Genomic DNA, 21,373 nt, shown 5'->3' on the forward strand with positions numbered 1-21,373 from the left:
AGCCCCGAATTGTTGATCAGGCTGTTTGCCCAGGAAGTGCCGGAAATCGGTAATGGTATGATCGAAATCATGGGTGCGGCACGGGATCCTGGCTTGCGCGCGAAACTGGCGGTGCGCTCCAATGACCCTCGGGTGGATCCAGTGGGTGCCTGTGTCGGCTTGCGCGGTAACCGCGTCCAGACGGTTATCAACGAACTCAAGGGTGAGCGTATTGATATCGTCATCTGGTCGGCAGATCCGGCAAGTTATGTCATCAATGCCTTATCACCGGCCGAAGTGTCGAGTATTGTGGTAGATGAAAATACCCACAGTATGGATGTGGTCGTCGATGCTGAAAACCTCTCGCAGGCCATCGGACGCGGCGGGCAAAATGTGCGCCTGGCCACGCAGTTGACAGGATGGACCATCAATATCCTGACGGAAGAAGAAGCCCAGGCCAAACGTGACGAAGAAGATTCCAAGTTCCTGAATCATTTTGTTCAAGAGTTGGGCGTGGATGAAGATCTGGCGCAACTGCTGGTCAGCGAGGGCTTTACCTCGATTGAAGAAGTGGCATATGTGCCAGTTGCCGAGATGATGGAAATTGAAGGGCTTGATGAAGAACTGGTCAGCGAACTGCGGCGTCGGGCGCGCGATATGCTTTTGAACAAAGCCATTGCCCAGGAAGAACAGGTGGCCTTAAGCGAACCTGGTGAGGACCTGCTAAGCCTGAAAGAAATGGATAAAGGCCTGGCCCATCTGCTGGCCAGCAAGGGTGTGGCCACTGCTGAAGATTTGGCGGAGCTGGCAGCCAGCGAGTTATGTGAGATGGTCGGGATTGATGAAGAGCGTGCGAAAGCTCTTATTCTGGAGGCGCGTGCGCCCTGGTTTGCTTAATACGAACCCTGTGAACGCATTGTGCGAACAAGTGGTTTTGGAGAAAGAGGATTATGACGGTAACTGTCGCCAATTTTGCAGCTGAATTAGGTGTAACCCATGCGCGCTTGTTGGAGCAGTTGAATGCTGCGGGCATCGTGAAAAAAACAGCCGACGATGTAGTCACTGAAGACGACAAACATCGGTTGCTGGCTTCGTTACGCAGTGCCCATGGAGAAGGAAGTGGCGAGCTGCGGCGGATCACCCTGAACCGTACCAGCACCTCTGAAATCAAGCAGTCGGTCGGTGCGGGAAAATCCCGTACTGTACAGGTGGAGGTCCGGCGTAAGAGAACCTACGTCAAACGTGAGGTGACCGCAGATGAACCGGTAGAACAGTTGCCTGTTGCGGAAAGTCAGGTTGCTGAGCCGGTTACAGCCGTCGAAACATCGCCCCCCGAGATCGAGACGCTGGTGAGCCCCGTTGACGTTGCCGTCACGGAGACTGTCCAGGACTCAGCCGCCCCTGTCGCCCAGCAGGATGCTCCCGAACCGGTAGAATCGGTAGCGCAACCCGTGGTGACAACCCCCGAAGCTATACCGGCAGTGGAGCCAAAAGCGCCAGGCGCTGAACGTCAGCCTGCTACCCGTGCCCATAGCGAACGCGCTGCGGCACCGGATCGTAACCGTGCTCCAGTCAGCGAACGCCCGCGTCCCGCAGCAACTGCCCCGGCTAAAGCACCCTCGGCCCCGCCGCGTGGTAAAAAAGCAGGCCCGGCAGGTCGTGGAGAGGATGATCGTTCCGGTGCCGGACGGCGTGGTCCACGTCGTAATGATGAGGGCGGCAATGCCGATGCTTTAGGACGTCGGCGTAAACCTGGAGACAAGAAAAACCGGAATCGCGGTGCGCAGATGGGCAATGAAGCCATCATGGCACCGGTGATTCGCGAAGTAGCCGTTCCCGAAACCATTACGGTGGGTGAATTGGCCAGCCGCATGGCGATCAAGGCCACGGATGTCATCAAGGCCATGATGAAAATGGGCGTGATGGCGACCATCAATCAGGTGATTGACCAGGAAACGGCGGCTATTGTCGTTGAAGAATTAGGTCATAAGGTCAAGATGGTAGCCATGACCAGTCCCGAAGCCTTCCTGATGGATGAAGGCAGTACGGAGACCCCGATTATTGGCAGACGGCCCCCCGTGGTCACGGTAATGGGGCATGTAGACCATGGTAAAACCTCACTGCTGGACCGGATTCGTTCGGCGCAGGTAGCCAGTGGGGAAGCAGGAGGAATCACCCAGCATATTGGTGCTTATCATGTGGAAACGCCCAAAGGGATGGTAACTTTTCTGGATACCCCAGGCCATGAAGCCTTTACCGCCATGCGGGCCCGAGGTGCTCAGGCTACCGATATTGTCGTTCTGGTAGTGGCGGCAGATGACGGTGTGATGCCGCAAACCATTGAAGCCATCCATCATGCCAAGGCGGCACATGTGCCGATTGTTGTGGCCGTCAACAAAATCGACAAACCCGGAGTGGACCCTGAACGGATCCGACAGGAGTTGGCAGGTCATGAGGTGGTTCCTGAAGAATGGGGTGGAGACGCGCAGTTTGTGAATGTTTCGGCCAAGGCGGGTCTGCATATTGATGATCTCCTGGATGCGATCCTGTTGCAGGCGGAAATGCTCGAACTGGATGTGCAGAGTAATGGTCCGGCCAAGGGTGTGGTCATTGAGTCCCGTCTTGATCGGGGTCGGGGTGTAGTGGCCACGGTACTGGTTCGGCAGGGTACCCTGCATGCTGGGGATATGCTCCTGGCGGGAGCCCAGTTTGGGCGCGTGAAAGCGCTGGTTAATGATGCCGGACAAAGTACGCAGGAAGTAGGCCCCGGTTTGCCTGCCGAGGTTCTCGGCCTCAGTGATGTTCCCCATGCGGGTGACGAGGTTGTGGTTGTGGCCGATGAGCGCAAGGCGCGTGAAGTCGCGCTGTTCCGTCAGGGCAAGTTCCGTGATGTGCGTCTTGCCAAAAACCAGAAGGCTTCCCTGGAAAGTCTCTTCGAAGCCGCTGCGGATGGTCAGTTGCAGCAGTTGAATCTGTTGATCAAGGCTGACGTGCAAGGTTCGGTAGAAGCATTGAGTACGACGCTGGAGCGCCTTTCCACTTCAGAAGTAAAAGTGACCGTTATTCACTCGGGTGTGGGAGGTATTACCGAATCGGATGTGAATCTGGCGGCAGCTTCGCAAGCGGTGCTTATCGGCTTTAATGTACGGGCGGAAGCTCAGGCCCGTCGCCTCATCGAAAGCACTGGTGTAGATGTACGTTATCACAGCGTGATTTATGATGCCGTGGATGAAGTCAAAGCCGCCATGAGTGGTATGCTGGCACCGGAAATCCGTGAAAAAATCATTGGTCATGCTGAGGTCCGCGAAACATTCCGGGTTCCCAAAGTGGGTACGATCGCCGGCTGTATGGTCATCGATGGCGTTGTCCGCCGTAATGCCAAGGTCCGCGTGCTGCGACAGGACGTGGTCATCCACAGCGGTGAAATGGATTCTTTGCGCCGCTTCAAGGATGACGCCAAGGAAGTCCGGGAAGGTTTCGAGTGTGGTATCGGTCTGCGCAATTACAATGACCTCAAAAACGGGGATATCATTGAGGCCTACGAAACCACTGAAGTCGCGCGTACGGTCTAGGAGTTGGCGTTGCAGCATACTCATCGTGCTTATCCGCGCGGCGCCAGGGTATCTCACCTGCTCCGTGAAGAAATTGCCGCGCTGTTGCGCGAGTTGCATGGCCTTCCTGCTGATCTGGCGCTCTTGCCGCCCAGCATAACCATGGTCGACTTGCCAGCTGACATGCGTTCGGCAACCGTTTTCTTTTCCCTGATGGATGGTCCCGGGCGCGCCGCTGTGGTCCGCCAGATCCTCGATGCCCGGGCGGGAGAAATGCGTCAGATACTGGGGAAGCGGCTGGCCTTGCGGCGGATTCCGCCATTGCACTTTGTTTATGATGCGCGCTTTGATCGGGGTGCTGAAATGGCAGAAATTCTGGCGCATTTGCCGCCCGCTGCAGATGAGGAAGCGTGATCATGACCTGTCAGCATGGCCTGTTGTTGCTCGATAAGCCGGAGGGTTTAACCTCCAATGCGACCCTGCAGCGCGCCAAGCGGATTATGGGAATCAAAAAAGCGGGACATACCGGCAGCCTGGATCCCATTGCCACCGGGCTGCTGGTATTGCTCTTTGGTGAGGCGACTAAAGTCTCTGATTACATTCTGAATGCCGACAAGTCCTACCGGGCGACCCTGCGGCTGGGACAGACAACCAGCACGGGTGATCGTGAGGGCGAGATTCTGGAAGAAAAAGCGGTCACGGTAGAGCGCGCCGATATCGAGGCCATGCTCCCGCGTTTTCTGGGAGAAATTGCCCAGATTCCTCCCATGTACTCGGCCATCAAGCAGGGTGGCAAGCCTTTGTACGAGCTGGCTCGTAAAGGGATTGAGGTGGAAAGGGCGCCGCGTCAGGTGCGCATTGACGGTTTGCGCCTGGTAGAGTTCACCGGGAATCGCCTGGTCATGGATGTGGATTGTTCCAAAGGAACCTACATTCGCAGTCTGGCGATGGATTTGGGCGCGGCCTTGGGTTGTGGGGCTCATGTCGAAGCGTTGCGACGAACGTGCACAGGGCCATTCAGGATCGAGGACGCATTTACTCTGGAAGCGTTGGCAGAGCAGCAGAAACAGGGTGAATGTCCGTTAAAGGCGATGGATCTGGCACTGGAGTATCTGCCCGCCGTCACCCTGACGGAGAACACCGCTTATTATTTGCGTCAGGGGCAGGGTGTGGTGGTGGCACATGCACCTTCTCTGGGACGTATTCGCCTTTACGGACCGGGTGCGCAGTTTCTCGGTCTGGGAGAGGTCATGGACGACGGAAAGGTGGCGCCACGCCGCCTCATGAGCGTAAACTAGGGAGTATTGTTTTTTTAGAAGTTCCGAGGAGAAGAATTTATGTCGCTGTCGCGTGAAGTCAAAGCAGATGTTGTTCAGGGTTATGCTACCCATGCAGGAGATACGGGTTCTCCCGAAGTGCAGGTCGCCCTTTTGACCACTCGTATTGAAGGATTGGCTGATCATTTCAAAATTAACAAGCATGATCATCATTCCCGTCAAGGATTGCTGAAAATGGTGGGCCAACGCCGCAAGCTGCTGGACTACCTCAAAAAGCGTGATGTGAATCGGTATCGTTCGCTGATTGAGCGTCTGGGTCTGCGTAAGTAAGGAGAAGGTTTTGGCCATCATTCGGAAAGAGTTGGATTTCGGCGGACAGCCCCTGCACCTGGAAACAGGACGTATGGCGCGTCAGGCTGATGGGGCGGTACTGGTTTCCAGTGGCGACACAGTGGTTCTGGTGACGGCCGTTGGCCGTCGTGAAATGAAACCCGGTCAGGACTTCTTTCCCTTGACGGTCAATTATCAGGAAAAAGCCTATGCTGCCGGTAAAATTCCGGGGGGCTTCTTCAAGCGCGAAGGTCGGCCAACTGAAAAAGAAACCCTGACCTCGCGACTGATTGATCGACCCATCCGTCCCTTGTTTCCCAAAGGATTCATGAATGAAGTGCAGGTCATCGCCACGGTTCTTTCTGTGGATCGCGATCATGACCCAGACATTCTGGCGATGCTTGGTGCTTCGGCAGCCTTGGCGATTTCCGGTATTCCGTTCAGAGGTCCTATTGGGGGCGCCCGGGTGGGTTACGTCAATGGACAATATGTCCTGAATCCCAGCGCTGCCCAATTGGCTGAATCGCAGTTGGATCTGGTCGTGGCCGGAACCCGTAATGCGGTGTTGATGGTGGAATCAGAAGCCCAGCAACTGTCTGAAGAAGTGATGCTTGAGGCCGTCATGTTTGGGCACGCCGGATTCCAGCCGGTCATTGAGGCTATTGAGGCCCTGGCCCATGAAGTGGGTAAGACCGGCTGGAACTGGGTGGCACCCGTAGCCGATGAGGCTTTGGGTCAGCAGGTGCAGGCCAAGGCTTCGGGCTTGCTGCAGGAAGCCTACTCGTTGGTAGAAAAACAGGCGCGTAGTAAAAAGCTTGAAGAAATTCAGCAGCACATGGTTGCAGAATTAGCCGCAGAAGATGCGCAGCGGGCAGACATGGTGCGTGGTTTTGTTAAAAAAATCGAAACCGGTATTGTCCGGGGGCGGATTCTGGATGGTGCGCCGCGCATTGATGGGCGGGACACCAAGACCGTGCGACCCATTACGATTGAGGCGGGGGTTTTACCTCGCACCCATGGTTCGGCCCTGTTTACCCGGGGTGAAACCCAGGCTCTGGTCGTCGCAACTTTGGGAACCAAGGGCGATGAGCAGATTATCGACGCTCTTCAGGGAGAAAGTCGTGATCGCTTCATGCTCCATTATAATTTCCCGCCATTTTCCACCGGCGAAACGGGCATGGTGGGGTCACCCAAGCGCCGTGAAATTGGTCACGGTCGTCTGGCAAAACGGGCAGTAGCCGCAGTGCTGCCTGAGCCCAGCGAATTTCCCTACAGCCTGCGGGTGGTTTCAGAAGTGCTGGAGTCCAATGGTTCTTCCAGTATGGCGACGGTGTGCGGCGCTTCATTGGCCCTGATGGATGCCGGTGTTCCGTTGAAGGCCCCCGTTGCCGGAGTCGCCATGGGACTGATCAAGGAAGGTGAGCGCTTTGCTGTCCTGACCGATATCCTGGGTGATGAAGATCATCTGGGTGACATGGATTTCAAGGTGGCGGGTACCGAACAGGGTGTGACTGCCCTGCAGATGGATATCAAAATTGACGGTATTACCCGTGAAATCATGGCTGCAGCCCTAAAACAGGCCCATGCCGGACGTCTTCATATTCTGGGTCTGATGAATGCGGTACTCGAAAAAGGCCGCGTCGAACTTTCGGATAACGCCCCGCGCATTATTACCATACACATCAACCCGGACAAAATCCGTGATGTCATCGGGCCGGGCGGCAAAGTCATTCGCGCCTTGACGGAAGAAACTGGTGCTGCCATTGATATTCAGGATAATGGTACGGTCACCATTGCCACGGTGGACAGTGAAGCCGGCGCTGCCGCCCGTCGGCGGATTGAACTGCTGACGGCGGAAGTACAGGTGGATACCATATATGATGGTAAAGTGGCAAAGATCATGGACTTTGGCGCTTTTGTCACCATTCTTCCGGGGCGTGATGGTCTGCTGCACATTTCCCAGATCAGCAGCGAGCGGGTCAGTGATGTCCACGACTACCTCAAGGAAGGGCAGGCAGTGCGGGTGAAAGTTCTGGAAGTTGATCGTCAGGGCAAAATCAAGCTCAGCATGAAGGACATTACCCAGTAATTCTGGATTTGGCGGTTTTGACAAAAAATATCGAAGCTTCTGTAAGCACGCTGGATAACGGCGTAGTCGTTCTCAGCGAAAGCTTGCCGGGTCGACAAAGCGTGGCCCTGTCCCTGACCTTGGGAAATGGTAGTCGTGATCAGGCTGCAGACGAAAACGGTTTTGCCCATCTCCTGGAACACATGCTCTTCAAGGGCAGTACCAAAAGAGATGGAGATGCACTGAATGCAGCGATGGAATCCCTGGGCGGGACCATCAATGCGTTCACCGATCGTGAGAGTACTGTTTTCCATGGCACGGTGCTGGCCGAGGATGCTCAGGAAGCTTTTGTGCTGCTCAGTGAAATGCTCACGCACCCACGTTTTGATCACGCGGATTTACGTCTGGAAAAACAGGTGGTCGCCCAGGAGGCCGCCATGGCTGCCGAGGACCTGGAAGACTGGGTACAGGAACGGGCCTTATTGGAAATTTGGGGAGAGCACCCCCTGGCTTGGCCCGTGTTGGGCAAGGCCAGCTGTATTCGTGCAGCCAGCCGTAAACGCATACAGGCCTATCACGAGCGGGTTTTGGCCGAATCGCCCCTGATTGTTACGGCAGTCGGTGCTGTGGATCATGAGCGTTTGTGTGGATGGGTGCAGCATGCCTTTCCCGAAACGCGTCGTCCGGCCCCCCTGCAAAATGGCTTGCCCCCCCACTTTCAGCTTGGTAAAAAAAATCTGCGTCGTTCAGAAGCCCGTCAGGCGCATTTGGTCTGGATGGCACCAGCTTGTTCCGTCGAATCAGAAGACTATCTCGCTCATGTGGTGGCTAATGCCATTCTGGGTGGAGGCACCGCCTCTTATTTATTCCGGGAACTCCGGGAAAGGCGTGGATTGGCGTATCAGGTATTTTCCCATCTGGATGCTTTGCGCGACTGTGGCGAATGGTCGTTGTATGTAGCCACCCCGGAAGATAAAGCCCATGAAGCCGGCAAGGCGATGTCCGAAGTGCTGTCTAAATTGCTGAGTGAGGGACCCGGTTCGAGCGATATGCTCTGGGCAAAACGCAGCTTGCGGATTCAGTTGTTGCTCGGACAGGAAGATGCCGAAGTGCGCATGAGTCGGCTGGCTCGCCAGTGGCTTTATCTGGGCCGCCTGCATTCGGCAGAACAATCCTTGCAGAAACTGGAGCTTGTGGATGCAGAAGCCGTACGTCGGGTTTTGCGCGAAGCCTGGGAACAACGCCTGGAAATGAGCTGCTTACCCTCACGCCGCAAGACTTAGGAAAACTGGTCCTTCCAGCGTCGCAAAGCGGTAAATACAGATAATGCCGTGCCGCCGCTGAGGGGGTCAAAGTGCCGGGCACTGGCAATCAGCGCAGGATCAGCACAGCGCAGAAAAGGATTGCTGGCGCGTTCCAGAGCAATGCTTGACGGCAAGGTGGGTTGTCCACGCTCGCGCTGCTTTTGGGCTTGTATTTGTCTGTCCCGAATAACCGGGTTGCCGGGATCCACCAAAGCTGCAAAACGCAAATTATTCTCGGTGTATTCGTGGGCGCAGTACACCGCTGTCTCCGGAGGAAGCGCGGCAAGCTGCTGCAAGCTATGGAACAACATCTCGGGAGTACCTTCAAAGATCCGTCCGCAGCCGGCAGCAAAAAGTGTGTCTCCGCAAAACAGAGACGCATTCCAGACATAAGCGATGTGATCCCGGGTATGACCCGGAACTTCCATGACCTGGATTTCTGCGGAGCCAATGGCCAGTTTTCCGGCAGCAACGGGATGGGTCAGGGCGGGTATCCGCTTATTGGCACCGTAGACAGGAATGCGGAAATGGTCGGCGAGGGCAGCTACGCCCCCTGTATGATCGGCATGATGATGCGTGCAGAGTATGGCCGTCGGCACCATCTGTCTGGGCGCAAGCCATTGAAAAACCGGTTCGGCGTCGCCGGGATCGACAATCCAGACACCGGCGCTGCTTTCCAGCACATAAATGTAGTTATCCGCAAATGCAGGAATGAAATGCACAGACATGTTTGGTTCTCAGGGCAAGCGGGTTACCATAAGCCTACTATGGGAGTTGGTTGGGGTCACGCACACTTGGGTTTTTTGTCATGTTGAAGCGGTTTTACTGAAATGCCGGGGCGGGGACGTCTTAGCCGGCCGCAAGAACAACGGGCTGCCGTGTGGTGGGATAGTGGTGCCGGACGTCTGCTGCTGGATCGGGCTCGAGATATTCTCCCACGCTGGATTGAGCGTTTGCAGCCGGAAACGGTTTTGCAACTGGGGCAACCGCTGTTCTGGGGAATGCCTCCAGGCACAGAGCGAACCTGGGTGTTGCTGAATGATGGCGCCGCATTGCCACCGGAAGCTTATTTGCAGGTTTGCGGGGCCTGTCCGGATATGCCCTTTGCGCCCATGCGCTTTGATCTGGTTATTGTTCCCTTTTGTTTGAGTCGAATGGGTGATCCTGAAGCGGTGCTGGACGAATGCTGGCGGGTGCTGCGCCCTGAAGGTCATGTATTGATCATGGATTTTAATCCCGGGGGGAGCTTGAGCTTCATGCGCCGCTGGCGTTTATGGCGGCGGGATCGGGCCTGGCCCTGGCGTCGTCCCTTTCTGCCCTTAGGGAAGTTGCGTACCCTGCTCGAAAATCAGGATTTTATACTGAAAGAGGGGCGCTACTTTCAGTATACCCTGCCGGGTTTGGAAAAAAATGCACAATGGATGGAGCTCGTGGGTGACCGCTGGTGGCCGGCGGGTGCAAACGCTTATTTATTGCTGGCCCAACGCCGTGACCCTGAGCGACCTTTGGTCGGCTTGGCTACGCCCGTAAAAATGCGTCGGGAGCGTCGTAAAGTCAGCTCTGAAGCCCCGGCAGCTTATGATCACTCGGAGCTGGGATGATGACGGATAAAATTGTGGAATTGTTTACGGATGGGGGTTGCCGAGGTAATCCCGGCATCGGGGCCTGGGGTGCCTGGTTGCGGCGCGAAACACAGGAGAAGGTGCTCTGGGGATTTGAACCGGAAACCACCAACAACCGCATGGAATTGACAGCGGCTCTGCGCGGTCTCGAAGCCCTGAAACGTCCAACCCGGGTCCGCGTGATCAGTGATTCCCGTTATTTGCGTGATGGTATGACCCAGTGGTTGCCAGGTTGGCAACGGCGCGGCTGGCGCACGGCGGGTGGGGATCCAGTCAAAAATCAGGATATCTGGGAGCTTCTGGTAAAAGCCTCTGCTCCCCATGAGGTAGAATGGGAATGGGTGCGCGGGCATTCCGGTCATGTGGAAAATGAAAAGGTCGATGCCCTGTTGAATCAGGTCATGAATCAGTACGGCGCGCACCAGCAGCGCGAAGAGGGGGAAGGATGGCTTTAAGACAGGTGGTGCTGGATACAGAAACGACTGGTATTGACTGGAAACAGGGTCATCGGGTCATTGAAATTGGCGCGGTAGAGTTGCTGGATCGCCGTTTGACGGGGAATAATTACCAGCAGTACCTCAACCCCCAGCGCAGCAGTGATCCCGAAGCCCTGCGTGTGCATGGCCTCACCGATGCGTTTCTTGCGGACAAACCATTATTCGCCGAAGTGGCTGAGAACTTTCTGAACTATCTGGGTGATGCAGAGCTGATCATTCACAATGCGCCCTTTGATCTGGGTTTTTTGAACCATGAACTCGGAAAAATAGAAAAAAAGCCTCTGAATCATAAAGTTCTGGATACTTTGGTGGATGCCCGTCGTCGTCATCCCGGGCAGAAAAATGACCTGAACAGCCTGTGCCGACGATATAATGTCGACAATAGTCACCGTGAGCTGCACGGCGCTTTGCTGGATTGCGAAATCCTGGCCAAGGTCTATCTCGCTATGACCGGTGGGCAGGTGGATATGATGGGCTTGTTGAATGCTTCAGAGGAGCAGTCGGGAACGGAGTCTTCCCGAGATTCTGCGACTTCTGTGCAAATTGCTCAATTCAACAGCAGCACGGTAGCAGGGCGGCCGCGATTGCGGGTTATTCGCGCTACTGCGGAAGAAACCGCCCTGCATGCCCAATATTTAGAGGATATGGGCGGAAAAGCTCTATGGAATGCGCCATAAAGCGCCGTAACTTATTGTTTGTGCTCAATGAGCTCGATGCGGTAACCGTCAGGATCTTCCACAAAGGCAATGATGGTACTGCCGTGTTTCATAGGTCCTGCTTCGCGCACCACTTTGCCACCCCGCCCACGAATGGCATCGCAAGCCGCAGCGGCATTTTCCACTTCCAGGGCAATATGCCCGAAGGCATCACCGAGTGAGTAATGATCTACGCCCCAATTGTAGGTCAGCTCAATGACGGCTCCGGCGCTTTCCTCCTGATAGCCCACAAAAGCGAGGGTAAACTTGCCGTCGGGATAATCTTTGCGGCGTAACAGATGCATGCCGAGGACTTCCGTATAAAACTGGATGGAGCGATCCAAATCACCCACCCGTAGCATGGTATGTAAAAGACGCATTTGACTCTCCTTGCACAGGTTACTGTGCGGTTTTTGTCCAGAGATGTATTACCCCTGCAAGCGTTTTTCAATCCGCAGACGCAGGGCGTTGAGCTTGATGAACCCTTCTGCATCTTTCTGATTATAGGCGCCAGCATCATCTTCGAAGGTCGCAATGCGGGGATCAAACAGACTTTCCTGAGACTTGCGACCGACTACACTGCAGGTCCCCTTAAAGAGCTTGACGCGAACCACGCCGCTCACCAGACGCTGGGTCTGGTCGATCAGGGTCTGCAGAGCGCGGCGTTCCGGACTCCACCAGAAGCCATTGTAGACAATGCTGGCATAGCGGGGCATCAGCTCATCCTTGAGATGGGCGACTTCCCGATCGAGGGTAATGGATTCAATGGCGCGATGGGCCTTGAGCAAAATGTTGCCGCCAGGCGTTTCATAGCAGCCTCGCGACTTCATGCCGACATAACGGTTCTCGACAATATCCAGACGGCCAACGCCATGCTCGCCACCTACGGTATTGAGGTGCGCCAGTAATTGCTCAGGATTCAGGGCTTCACCGTCCACCGCGATGGGATCACCATGGGCATAGGTGATTTCCAGATAGCGGGGTTGATCCGGTGCTTTCTCAGGCGCTGTAGTCCAGCGCCACATGCTCTCTTCGGCCTCCGCCCAGGGGTCTTCCAGAATGCCGCCTTCATAGGAAATATGGAGAAGATTGGCATCCATGGAGTAGGGCGACTTTTTACCATGTTTTTCCACAGGAATGCCGTGTTTTTCGGCATACTTGAGGAGCTTTTCACGGGAGTTCAGGTCCCATTCCCGCCAGGGAGCAATGACCTGAATGGCCGGGTTCAGGGCGTAAGCACCCAGTTCAAAGCGGACCTGATCGTTGCCCTTGCCGGTGGCTCCATGAGCAACGGCATCAGCACCTACTTCAGCGGCAATTTCCACCATGCGCTTGGCGATAAGGGGCCGGGCAATGGAAGTCCCCAGCAGGTATTCCCCCTCATAAATGGTATTGGCGCGAAACATGGGAAATACATAATCGCGGACAAATTCCTGACGGAGGTCGTCAATGAATATTTCCTTGGCACCGAGCTTTTCTGCCTTGATGCGGGCTGGCTCTACTTCTTCACCCTGACCGATATCTGCCGTAAAGGTGACAACATCACATTGATATTGATCTTGCAGCCATTTGAGAATGACCGAGGTATCGAGACCCCCTGAGTAGGCGAGAACGACTTTTTTGACCATTTAAGAAGCTCCTTGCAAAGCGGCCACAGGGCCGATGCCAAATAAAAATTCCATGAGCGCCTTCTGGGCGTGCAGGCGATTTTCCGCCTCTTCCCAGACGACCGAAAGGGGACCATCCATAATGTCGGCGCTGACTTCTTCTCCGCGATGTGCCGGAAGGCAGTGCATGAACAAAGCGCCAGGTGCAGCAGCAGCCATGAGGGTGTGATTCACCTGAAAATCCTGAAGAATGGCGCGGCGCTGCCCGGCCTCCTGTTCCTGTCCCATGCTGGTCCAGACATCCGTTACAACCAGATCGGCACCTTCCACTGCTGAAACGGGATCGTGGAGGACGGTGACATATTCTCCCCCGGTTGCCAGCATGTCGGCGCTGGGAGCATAGGGAGCAGGGCTGCCGATACGCAGGCTGAAATTGAAAATGTGTGCGGCCTCCATCCAGGAATGGGCCATGTTGTTGGCTCCATCTCCTACATAGGCAACTCTCCGTCCTTCCAGTGTGCCCCAGTGTTCGGTGGCGGTCATGAGATCGGCAAGCAACTGGCAGGGGTGGTGGTCATCGGAAAGACCATTGATGACGGGCACTCTGGAGGCTGCGGCAAAGAGCTTGAGGTTGTCATGACTGAAAGTGCGGATCATGACCATGTCTACCATCCGTGAAATCACCCGGGCGGTGTCTTCAATGCTTTCTCCGCGACCGAGTTGGGTGTCGCGTGGCGAGAGGAAAAGGGCATGTCCGCCCAGTTGCGCCATACCTGTCTCAAAGGAAACCCGGGTCCGGGTAGAGGACTTTTCAAAAATCATGGCCAGAGTCCGTCCGGTAAAGGGCATGTACCGTTCACCCTGGCGCTGCATGTGCTTGAGAGCAATAGCACGGTCCAGCAAGGCCTTTAGTTCGGCTTGGCTGAGATCGGCGAGGCTGAGAAAGTGACGTAGTTTCATGATGTGGGTTCCAGTAGTCGGACGATCCCGGCAACCAGCAGATCTATTTCCGATTCAGAAATAATGAGTGGTGGTAATAGCCGAATGACTTTGTCCGCAGTGACATTAATCAGTAAGCCTGCTTCCAGAGCCCGCTCTACCAGACGTTCGGGTTTTTGCGCCAGCTCAATACCGACCATCAAGCCCATACCGCGTATATCCCGAACCTCTGGATGCTGAGCCAGGGCATGACGCAGTTTCTGCTGCAACAGTGCCCCCATTTTGGCCGCCTGAGCAGGAATGTTGGCGTTTTCCATGGTGTCGAGTACCGCCTGGGCGGCAGCACAGACCAGGGGGCCACCCCCGAAAGTCGTTCCATGTTTACCTGGCCCAAACAAGTCAGCTGCTGCTTTGCGGGCAAGCAGGGCGCCAATGGGTACCCCGTTTCCCAGGCCTTTGGCCAGGCTGAGTACGTCCGGAAATGCGCCGTCAAGCTGTTGATAGGCAAAGAAATTGCCAGTACGACCGATGCCGGTTTGGACTTCGTCGAGCATGAGCAGCAGTCCGTGGGCATCACAAATACTGCGCAGATCCGCTAAAAATCCCTCGGGAGCAGGGCGCACGCCGCCCTCACCTTGCACGGGTTCAACCAGAATGGCAGCAATAGCCGGATTGGCGGCAATCAGTCCTCTGACCGTGCTGCTGTCGCCATATGGAGCCCGCACAAAACCGGGTACCAGCGGTGCGAAGCCTTCCTGAATGCGGAAATTGCCCGTCGCCGTCAGCGCTGCCAGAGTTCGGCCATGAAAAGCCTGGGTAAATACCAGAACCTGTGGTTCGGCAATGCCTTTCTGATGGCCGTGGAGACGAGCCATTTTGATGGCTGCTTCGTTGGCTTCAGCGCCACTGTTACAGAAAAAGGCAGCATCCAGACCGCTGAGGCGGCAGAGGCTATCGGCCAGTTTTTCCTGCAGGGGAATCTGGTAGAGATTGGATGTATGCAGCAGAGTGCCCGCTTGTGACTGAAGGGCCTGGGTGACGGCAGGGTGGCAATGACCCAGACCCACTACCGCAATACCCGCCAAGGCATCGAGATAACGCCGTCCTTCGCTGTCGTAAAGCCACACGCCCTCTCCCCGGCTGAAAGCCACGGGCAGGCGTGCATAATTGTTCATGAGTGGCATTATACCGGGGCCTCCCCATCCAGGTTGAAGGCGGCGTGCAGGGCCCGCACCGCCAGTTCAAGATATTTTTCTTCGATGACCACAGAAATTTTGATTTCCGAGGTGGAAATCATCTGAATATTGATATTTTCCTTGCCCAGGGTGGCAAACATGGTGGCGGCAATACCGGCATGGGAACGCATGCCGACGCCTACTACTGATACCTTGACAATGTGGTCGTCGCCCCGCACATCTTCGGCTTCCAGTTTTTGGGCCACAGCGCCCAGAATATCTTTGGCCTGGGCGTATTCATTACGATCCACCGTGAAGGTGAAATCTGTTTTGCCGGCTTCGGAAATATTCTGCAGGATAACGTCCACGTTGATATTGGCTTCTGAGACGGGTCCCAGAATGGAATGGGCAATACCAGGGTGATCAGGAACGCCAATCATGGTGAGTTTGGCTTCGTTACGGGAGAAGGCGATGCCAGAAACGCGGGGAGCTTCCACAGAATTTTCCTCATTGGTAACCAGGGTGCCGGGCCCATCCTGAAAAGACGACAAAACCCGAACGGGAACATTGTACTTCATGGCAAACTCAACAGAGCGCGTCTGCAGTACCTTTGCGCCGAGGCTTGCCATTTCAAGCATTTCTTCAAAAGTAATGCGATCAAGGCGCCGCGCTCGCGACTCCACGCGCGGATCCGTTGTGTAAATGCCATCTACATCAGTAAAAATATCACATTCGTCGGCACGCAGGGCAGCCGCCAGTGCGACGGCAGTGGTGTCCGATCCGCCGCGTCCCAAAGTAGTAATATTGCCATGCAGGTCGACGCCCTGGAAACCGGCAACCACTACGATCTTCCCGGATTCGAGGGCTGAACGAATTTTATGATCATCAATATGTTCAATGCGCGCCTTGGTATGGGCAGAATCCGTGGTAATGGCTACCTGGGTCCCGGTAAAAGACTGGGCCGCTTGTCCCATCTCTTCTAAAGCCATGCACAACAGGGCAATAGTCACCTGTTCTCCGGTGCTCAGCAGGGTATCCAGTTCACGCTCGGCAGGATGAGCCGCCATGGCTCGCGCCAGTTGCAAAAGGCGATCGGTCTCGCCAGACATGGCCGATACCACGACCACAACCTGATGCCCGGCCCGATGGGTAGCCATGACTTTTTCGGCAACCGCGCGAATGCGCTCGGGGTTGCCCACAGATGTTCCACCAAATTTTTGTACGATGAGTGCCATTGTCAGTGATTTTATGAAAAATTAAGGGCAAATCATAAAGCCTTGGGACGCGTTCGTACAGGATGGGGCGAGAAGACCTCAATAGGGCGCTTTTTTATGAGATCTGCTTGCTTACTGTGACAGGTTTTCCGGTTTCCGGGTTTTTTTGAGGAAGGAGTACACCGGGCAATAGCCGAAAACCCCCGTTGCAATGAGGAGAAGCCCCGAAAAGGTCCATTCCCGATAGGGGAAGGGATTAACGAAATAGATGAGAAAAATGATGGCGCCGAAGTAAAGGCGCAGCCAACGCTCGGTACTGTTCATGTTCTTGATGATTTTCATGATATGGCCGTCCTTAAATGAGAGGGCTGGGTATGAATACTAGACCGCTTCGGTCCGTGCCGCAATAGGGGAATCGTGCATGGTCTCAGCATCTTCTCCGGGCTTGAACTACAATAAACTGCATGAAGAAGATCGTGTGAGCAGTCTGGAATAGTCAAACGGGTTTCTGCAGTGATTTCCGGGGAGATGGAAGGATGACAACAGATTTACGGGCGTTGCACAAAGAGGTGGGTCAGAGCATCTGGTTGGATAATTTGTCGAGAACACTGATTCACGATGATATTCTCCGAAAATATATCAGCGCAGATGGAATCAGTGGGGTTACCTCCAATCCCAGCATTTTTCAGAAAGCCATTCATTCCAGTCCCTACTATCAGGATGATTTGCGGCAAGCTGCAGAATCTGCCGAGCGACTTTATGAACAGCTCGTTTTGCAGGATTTGCAGATGGCCTGCGATCTTTTGCAGCCGGTGCATCAGGAAAGTGCTGGCGATGATGGTTGGGTGAGCTGGGAGGAATCTCCGCGTTTGGCGCATGATGAAGCAGCTACGGTTGCTGAAGCCCGCCGTCTGCGGGGATTGGTGCAGCGTGACAATTTATTGATCAAGGTTCCCGCAACGCCCCAGGGTATTGCGGCACTGGCCACGCTGATAGGCGAGGGTATTTCAGTCAATGTCACCCTCATGTTCGGATTGGAACATGTCCACCAGGTTTTTGCGGCTTATCAACAGGGCTTGGCGCATTGGGTAAAACAAGGCGGCGACCCCCGCCGGGTCAAGGCAGTTGCCAGCCTTTTCCTGTCACGGGTAGACACCCTCGTTGATCAGCAGCTCGAAAAAATTGCGACAGCAGAGTCTCTGGCTCTACGCGGCAAGGCCGCAGTGGCCATGGCCAAGGTTGCTTACAAGGTCTATCAGGAGACCTTCCATGGGGACGGCTTCGCGGAGTTGGCCAAGGCCGGTGGGCGTCCGCAGTATCTGCTCTGGGCCAGTACCAGCACGAAAAACCCGGAATACTCAGACTTACTCTATGTCGAACCGTTGATGGGACCGGAAACGATCAATACCTTGCCGGATGAAACCCTGAACAAGCTGCGTGATCATGGCCATATCGCGAATCGGGTGAGCGAGGATCTGGACGCGGCACAGGCAGTCATGGCCGGACTGGAGTCGCTGGGTATTCACATGGACAGTGTGGCTGAACAATTACAGCAGGAAGGGCTGGCCGCCTTCGCCAAAAGTTTTGAGGAAATGTTGGCGGAGGTCGGCAAGGCCATGCCCCATGGTGGTTGATTGCCTTCGAATTAAAAGCCGACGGTATTGAAGCCGGCATCGACGTAAGTAATTTCGCCGGTGATGCCTGAGGCAAGGTCGGAGCAGAGGAAGGCCGCCGTGTTGCCCACTTCTTCCTGGGTGACATTGCGGTGGAGGGGAGCATGCTCCGCATAGTGGTCGAGGATTTTACGGAATTCACTGATTCCGCTGGCTGCCAAAGTGCGAATGGGACCTGCGGAAATAGCGTTGACGCGAATGCCATCACTGCCCAGAGAATAAGCCAGGTAACGAATGCTGGCTTCGAGGCTGGCCTTGGCCAGGCCCATGACATTGTAGTTGGCCATGGCCCGTTCGGCGCCGAGATAGCTGAGCGCCAGTAAAGCGCCTTGGCGTCCCTGCATCAAAGGATGCATGGCTTTGGCCATGGCGGTGAAGCTGTAGGAAGAAACTTCGTGGGCAATACGGAAGCCTTCGCGGGTGGTGGCATCCAGATAACTGCCACTGAGTTCTTCCTTGGGCGCAAAAGCCGCGCCGTGGATACCAATGTCGACGCCACCCCATAGTGACTGGACGCGCTCCATAGCCGCCTGCAATTGCTGTTCATCCATCAGATCCAGTTCCAGGGGTTCCGGCGCGCCGATTTGTCCAGCCAGTTCTTCTACCCGACTTTTGGTGCGCTCGCCCTGATAGGTCAACAGCACTTCGGCTCCCTGACGATGCATGGCCTGCGCGATCCCCCAACAAATGGAACGATCATTGGCTACGCCAACGATGAGCGCCTTTTTGCCGGTCATGAAACCCATAAAACCTCCTATGTGCTGCTTAGCGTGTATAGATAGTGAGACGTGAGCCCGGCTGAATGTCGCTGGCAGAGGCCAGGTGGTTCCATTGGATGAGAGACTTGGGTTGCACATGGTACTGCTGGGCAATTTGCCAGAGCGTGTCGCCTTTGCGAACAATATAAGTCGCTGCGCGCGGCTGGGTGGCGGCGCGTTCCTGGCGGGCACTGATAGCCGCTACGGCGGTTTCTGAAGGGATATTCAGGACCTGACCCGGATGGATGACGGATTGCTCGGTCAGGTGGTTCGCATGGGCAATAGCGGTGATCCCTACACCGGCCCGCTGAGCGATTTGCCAGAGACTTTCGCCGGGGCGCACCGTCAGCTGTCTTTGTCGACGTGCTGCCGTATAAACGGGAGTGGCATGACCTCCGTAAACGGTGAGATGTTCTCCCACCTGCAGATCATTGGCCGAATGGATATGATTCCAGCGCATCAGGTCCTGAACACTGACGCCAGCCTGCTGCGCCAGTCCCGAAAGAGTATTTCCGGAGTGGACAACCAGAGAGTGATTGGCCGGTTGGCTATAAGTGGCGTTTTCCAGGTGATGACTTCCATAAACCACCAGTTGCTGGCCCACCTGCAGGTCACGCGCGGAGCGTAAATGATTCCACTGCTTCATCTGCTGAACACTGACCCCGGCCTGCATGGCTATTTGTGACAGGGTGTTCCCTGGATGTACCGTCAAATGGCTGAGCCGTGCCTGGATGACGGGCTGGGCCACCGGTGTGGCAGCGACGGCCGGTTGTGCGATGGGCAAAGCCTGGGCTGCAGCCTCCTGCGGCATGGTCAACAGCGCTGTTTTCAGGGTGGCCGCCTTGTCCTTGGGAACCACGAGCTGATAGTCCGCAGGGACTACGCCATAACTGATTCCGGCATTGAGGTGCTGCAATTCGCGCACAGGGACATTCATCAGATTGGCAGCGACATTGAGGGCGACCGATTTAGGGGTGGTGACTACCGCTATGTGGGCCGTGTTGGGGATGTAGGGCAGGCTGACGTGGTAAGCCTTGGCATTTTTGATGACCTGGGCAAGACCCAATAATTCGGCCACGTAATTTTCAGTTTGTTCGGGAAGATTCAGATCCCAGAAATCAGTAGGTTGGCCGGCTGCCACATTTTGTTGGATAGCTGCGGAAACCGTACCCTGTCCGGCATTGTAGGCAGCAATCGCCAGGAGCCAGTTTCCACCAAAATAATTGTATAAATAAGACAGGTAATCCAGGGCGGCGTTGGTAGAAGCCGTCAGGCTCAGGCGGGGATCCCCGTAACGCGTATTTTGCAGTCCAAAACTCCGCGCGGTTCCGGGCACAAACTGCCAGAGCCCGGCGGCGGCGGCAGGAGAATAAGCTTTAGGATTGTAGCCGCTCTCAATGGCAGGCAGCAGAGCCAGTTCCATGGGCAAGCCGCGTTGAGAAACGGCGTTGACTACGTAATAGAGGAAGGGGCGAGAATTGCCGAGAATTTCTTCGAGTTTGCCCTGATGCTGCAAAAACCAGGTACGCCATTTATCGACTTCAACCCGAGACACGTTGCTGAGGCGCAGACCCTGGTCAATGTTTGTCCAGACGTTACCTGATCCTGTCTGGTCGCCAAAAGCACCCGCCGCCTCGAATTGCTGCAGTGTCGCCGCAAGATTGTCATTACCGGGGTGGCTGCTTACGCTGGAATCTGAAGAGGTCCCAACCGATGCCGCACCCTGTAAGTCACTTTGTGGCAGCCCTATGGTTTGGCTATCTGCCCAAGCCATAGGGCTGCTCCCTAGCACCACCGCAGTGGCGATAGCGATTATTCGTTTGTTCATGTTGCTCCTTCCTGGGCGGGTTCAATCCACAATAGGGCGTCCCGCAGACGTTACCCTTCACAATAAGGATGTCATTATAAACAGCAGCTTGGTACAGGCTTTGCTTGCTATCTTAGGGATAGTAAGCAAAACCAATATCCCGAGTCAATCGACTTTTCTTGAGGCCGCTCGCTTTGCTTGCTTCACGCGTCGATTTTTGAAAGCCTTGAACGTAACTGTTGCCGGACAGTAATTAAAGGCTAAGGAGTGAAACATGCAGGACAAGAATCCAAAAAAACGGCAAGCCGTATGGTGGTTAGGTGGAATAATGATGCTCACTGGCGCAATGACGCCATGGTCGGCAGCGCAGGCGCAAAACATCCGACCCATGACCATACAGCAGTTAGTGAATGGGCCAATGTTTTTGCATCAAGATGGTCCATTAACGCAACTGTTTCATATTACGGGTACCCCTGGAGATGTGGTAGCATCCAGAGCGGCGTTGATGACATCCATTAGGGGTGTCGGGTTCTCTGGCCTTCCTGCCGCGCAAAAAGAATATGAAAAGCTGCTGGACCATCTGGGTATCGCCCAGGCGGTTGTGAGAGGCAACAGTTTTCGCCTGAAGCAGACCGCTCCACACCAAAGTGGCGGAACGGCATCCCGTCCTGTATTGGTTTTTCCAGTGATACTGCAAGAATCCCATCATCAGGAAACGGGGCCATGGATGTTAAACAGCGTGCAAAAGTTGCCAGAATTGGGTGGAAAACAGCGTGTAAATTGACCACCTGATATCCTGCCGGATTTGCCGGGAGGAAACTGGAGTGATTTGCATGGAAACCATAGCCAAAGTGCGCCGTCTGTATCATCTGGACAA

General features: G+C 55.2%; 21 protein-coding genes (1 of these 21 only partly in view). 12 read left to right on the plus strand and 9 right to left on the minus strand.

The genetic code is table 11. The features are described 5' to 3' along the window. The 7 genes in view from nusA to BLW97_RS02270 are tightly spaced (at most 53 nt apart) and all read left to right on the plus strand, a layout consistent with a single transcriptional unit that may run on beyond the window. Positions 1-876, plus strand: the 3' portion of a protein-coding gene (gene nusA / locus BLW97_RS02240; protein WP_031575834.1) for a transcription termination factor NusA. It extends 606 nt beyond the left edge of the window; only the last 876 of its 1,482 coding nucleotides appear in the window; the start codon falls outside the window, past its left edge; its stop codon occupies positions 874-876. Positions 877-929: 53 nt separating this feature from the next. After that, positions 930-3,551 (plus strand): translation initiation factor IF-2, encoded by a 2,622-nt coding sequence (infB, locus tag BLW97_RS02245; RefSeq protein WP_075322166.1) that lies wholly within the window; start codon positions 930-932, stop codon positions 3,549-3,551. 9 nt (positions 3,552-3,560) lie between these two features. Then, on the plus strand, positions 3,561-3,944 hold the full coding sequence (locus tag BLW97_RS02250; protein ID WP_075322167.1) for a ribosome-binding factor A: 384 nt from the start codon (positions 3,561-3,563) through the stop codon (positions 3,942-3,944). Between the two features lie 2 nt (positions 3,945-3,946). Beyond that, a complete protein-coding gene (truB, locus tag BLW97_RS02255; RefSeq protein WP_075322168.1) occupies positions 3,947-4,828 on the plus strand; it encodes a tRNA pseudouridine(55) synthase TruB in 882 nt (293 codons plus the stop codon). Positions 4,829-4,867: 39 nt separating this feature from the next. After that, on the plus strand, positions 4,868-5,137 hold the full coding sequence (gene rpsO, locus BLW97_RS02260) for a 30S ribosomal protein S15 (RefSeq protein WP_010641513.1): 270 nt from the start codon (positions 4,868-4,870) through the stop codon (positions 5,135-5,137). A gap of 10 nt (positions 5,138-5,147) precedes the next feature. Then, positions 5,148-7,226 carry a polyribonucleotide nucleotidyltransferase gene (gene pnp / locus BLW97_RS02265; RefSeq protein ID WP_075322169.1) on the plus strand — a complete coding sequence of 693 codons (2,079 nt, stop codon included), beginning with the start codon at positions 5,148-5,150 and terminating at the stop codon, positions 7,224-7,226. Positions 7,227-7,243: 17 nt separating this feature from the next. After that, positions 7,244-8,488: a M16 family metallopeptidase gene (locus BLW97_RS02270; RefSeq protein ID WP_242947657.1), complete on the plus strand. Its 1,245-nt coding sequence runs from the start codon at positions 7,244-7,246 to the stop codon at positions 8,486-8,488. Here the strand turns inward: BLW97_RS02270 and gloB are convergent. Further along, on the minus strand, positions 8,485-9,237 hold the full coding sequence (gloB, locus tag BLW97_RS02275; protein ID WP_075322171.1) for a hydroxyacylglutathione hydrolase: 753 nt from the start codon (positions 9,235-9,237) through the stop codon (positions 8,485-8,487). The genes BLW97_RS02270 and gloB overlap by 4 nt on opposite strands. A 102-nt stretch (positions 9,238-9,339) precedes the next feature. Between gloB and BLW97_RS02280 the strand changes: the two genes are divergently transcribed. From BLW97_RS02280 to dnaQ, 3 genes are read left to right on the plus strand one after another with little or no spacing between them, the layout of a single operon-like run. Next, entirely contained in the window at positions 9,340-10,110 is a 771-nt protein-coding gene (locus tag BLW97_RS02280) for a class I SAM-dependent methyltransferase (RefSeq protein ID WP_075322172.1), read from the plus strand. Continuing rightward, entirely contained in the window at positions 10,110-10,586 is a 477-nt protein-coding gene (rnhA, locus tag BLW97_RS02285; protein WP_010641519.1) for a ribonuclease HI, read from the plus strand. Before BLW97_RS02280 ends, rnhA begins: the two co-directional genes overlap by 1 nt. After that, positions 10,577-11,305, plus strand: coding sequence for a DNA polymerase III subunit epsilon (gene dnaQ, locus BLW97_RS02290; RefSeq protein ID WP_075322173.1), 729 nt, complete (start codon positions 10,577-10,579; stop codon positions 11,303-11,305). Before rnhA ends, dnaQ begins: the two co-directional genes overlap by 10 nt. An 11-nt stretch (positions 11,306-11,316) precedes the next feature. Here the strand turns inward: dnaQ and gloA are convergent, their stop codons facing one another. The 6 genes from gloA to BLW97_RS02320 all read right to left on the minus strand — a co-directional run bounded on the left by gloA (position 11,317) and on the right by BLW97_RS02320 (position 16,600). Then, positions 11,317-11,703, minus strand: a complete 387-nt coding sequence (gene gloA / locus BLW97_RS02295; RefSeq protein ID WP_010641521.1) for a lactoylglutathione lyase — start codon at positions 11,701-11,703, stop codon at positions 11,317-11,319. Positions 11,704-11,751: 48 nt separating this feature from the next. Then, positions 11,752-12,951, minus strand: coding sequence for an argininosuccinate synthase (locus tag BLW97_RS02300; protein WP_010641523.1), 1,200 nt, complete (start codon positions 12,949-12,951; stop codon positions 11,752-11,754). Beyond that, positions 12,952-13,890 (minus strand): ornithine carbamoyltransferase, encoded by a 939-nt coding sequence (gene argF / locus BLW97_RS02305; protein WP_031575801.1) that lies wholly within the window; start codon positions 13,888-13,890, stop codon positions 12,952-12,954. After that, a complete protein-coding gene (locus BLW97_RS02310) occupies positions 13,887-15,053 on the minus strand; it encodes an aspartate aminotransferase family protein (RefSeq protein WP_031575798.1) in 1,167 nt (388 codons plus the stop codon). The genes argF and BLW97_RS02310 overlap by 4 nt, the downstream gene beginning before the upstream one ends. Beyond that, positions 15,053-16,279, minus strand: a complete 1,227-nt coding sequence (locus BLW97_RS02315) for an aspartate kinase (protein WP_010641528.1) — start codon at positions 16,277-16,279, stop codon at positions 15,053-15,055. Before BLW97_RS02315 ends, BLW97_RS02310 begins: the two co-directional genes overlap by 1 nt. 111 nt (positions 16,280-16,390) lie before the next feature. Next, positions 16,391-16,600, minus strand: coding sequence for a YgaP family membrane protein (locus BLW97_RS02320; protein WP_010641530.1), 210 nt, complete (start codon positions 16,598-16,600; stop codon positions 16,391-16,393). Between the two features lie 194 nt (positions 16,601-16,794). Here BLW97_RS02320 and tal point away from each other — a divergent pair, with 194 nt between their 5' ends. After that, on the plus strand, positions 16,795-17,892 hold the full coding sequence (tal, locus tag BLW97_RS02325) for a transaldolase (RefSeq protein WP_075322174.1): 1,098 nt from the start codon (positions 16,795-16,797) through the stop codon (positions 17,890-17,892). Positions 17,893-17,903: 11 nt separating this feature from the next. Here the strand turns inward: tal and BLW97_RS02330 are convergent, their stop codons facing one another. Both BLW97_RS02330 and BLW97_RS02335 read right to left on the minus strand, forming a co-directional pair. Next, positions 17,904-18,677 carry an enoyl-ACP reductase FabI gene (locus tag BLW97_RS02330; protein ID WP_010641534.1) on the minus strand — a complete coding sequence of 258 codons (774 nt, stop codon included), beginning with the start codon at positions 18,675-18,677 and terminating at the stop codon, positions 17,904-17,906. A gap of 19 nt (positions 18,678-18,696) precedes the next feature. Beyond that, complete coding sequence (locus tag BLW97_RS02335) at positions 18,697-20,517, minus strand: LysM peptidoglycan-binding domain-containing protein (RefSeq protein ID WP_075322175.1); 1,821 nt, start codon at positions 20,515-20,517, stop codon at positions 18,697-18,699. Positions 20,518-20,770: 253 nt separating this feature from the next. Here BLW97_RS02335 and BLW97_RS02340 point away from each other — a divergent pair, with 253 nt between their 5' ends. Continuing rightward, complete coding sequence (locus tag BLW97_RS02340) at positions 20,771-21,280, plus strand: hypothetical protein (protein WP_075322176.1); 510 nt, start codon at positions 20,771-20,773, stop codon at positions 21,278-21,280. Positions 21,281-21,373: the final 93 nt, after the last annotated feature.

Source organism: Acidithiobacillus albertensis (assembly GCF_001931655.1).
GTDB lineage: Bacteria > Pseudomonadota > Gammaproteobacteria > Acidithiobacillales > Acidithiobacillaceae > Acidithiobacillus > Acidithiobacillus thiooxidans.

Bases quoted from the DNA above. Each gene is read 5' to 3' on its own strand.
- infB (WP_075322166.1), top strand. From the start codon at position 930: ATGACGGTAACTGTCGCCAATTTTGCAGCTGAATTAGGTGTAACCCAT.
- truB (WP_075322168.1), top strand. From the start codon at position 3,947: ATGACCTGTCAGCATGGCCTGTTGTTGCTCGATAAGCCGGAGGGTTTA.
- rpsO (WP_010641513.1), top strand. From the start codon at position 4,868: ATGTCGCTGTCGCGTGAAGTCAAAGCAGATGTTGTTCAGGGTTATGCT.
- gloB (WP_075322171.1), bottom strand. From the start codon at position 9,237: ATGTCTGTGCATTTCATTCCTGCATTTGCGGATAACTACATTTATGTG.
- BLW97_RS02280 (WP_075322172.1), top strand. From the start codon at position 9,340: ATGCCGGGGCGGGGACGTCTTAGCCGGCCGCAAGAACAACGGGCTGCC.
- rnhA (WP_010641519.1), top strand. From the start codon at position 10,110: ATGACGGATAAAATTGTGGAATTGTTTACGGATGGGGGTTGCCGAGGT.
- dnaQ (WP_075322173.1), top strand. From the start codon at position 10,577: ATGGCTTTAAGACAGGTGGTGCTGGATACAGAAACGACTGGTATTGAC.
- gloA (WP_010641521.1), bottom strand. From the start codon at position 11,703: ATGCGTCTTTTACATACCATGCTACGGGTGGGTGATTTGGATCGCTCC.
- BLW97_RS02300 (WP_010641523.1), bottom strand. From the start codon at position 12,951: ATGGTCAAAAAAGTCGTTCTCGCCTACTCAGGGGGTCTCGATACCTCG.
- argF (WP_031575801.1), bottom strand. From the start codon at position 13,890: ATGAAACTACGTCACTTTCTCAGCCTCGCCGATCTCAGCCAAGCCGAA.
- BLW97_RS02310 (WP_031575798.1), bottom strand. From the start codon at position 15,053: ATGCCACTCATGAACAATTATGCACGCCTGCCCGTGGCTTTCAGCCGG.
- BLW97_RS02315 (WP_010641528.1), bottom strand. From the start codon at position 16,279: ATGGCACTCATCGTACAAAAATTTGGTGGAACATCTGTGGGCAACCCC.
- BLW97_RS02320 (WP_010641530.1), bottom strand. From the start codon at position 16,600: ATGAAAATCATCAAGAACATGAACAGTACCGAGCGTTGGCTGCGCCTT.
- tal (WP_075322174.1), top strand. From the start codon at position 16,795: ATGACAACAGATTTACGGGCGTTGCACAAAGAGGTGGGTCAGAGCATC.
- BLW97_RS02330 (WP_010641534.1), bottom strand. From the start codon at position 18,677: ATGGGTTTCATGACCGGCAAAAAGGCGCTCATCGTTGGCGTAGCCAAT.
- BLW97_RS02335 (WP_075322175.1), bottom strand. From the start codon at position 20,517: ATGAACAAACGAATAATCGCTATCGCCACTGCGGTGGTGCTAGGGAGC.
- BLW97_RS02340 (WP_075322176.1), top strand. From the start codon at position 20,771: ATGCAGGACAAGAATCCAAAAAAACGGCAAGCCGTATGGTGGTTAGGT.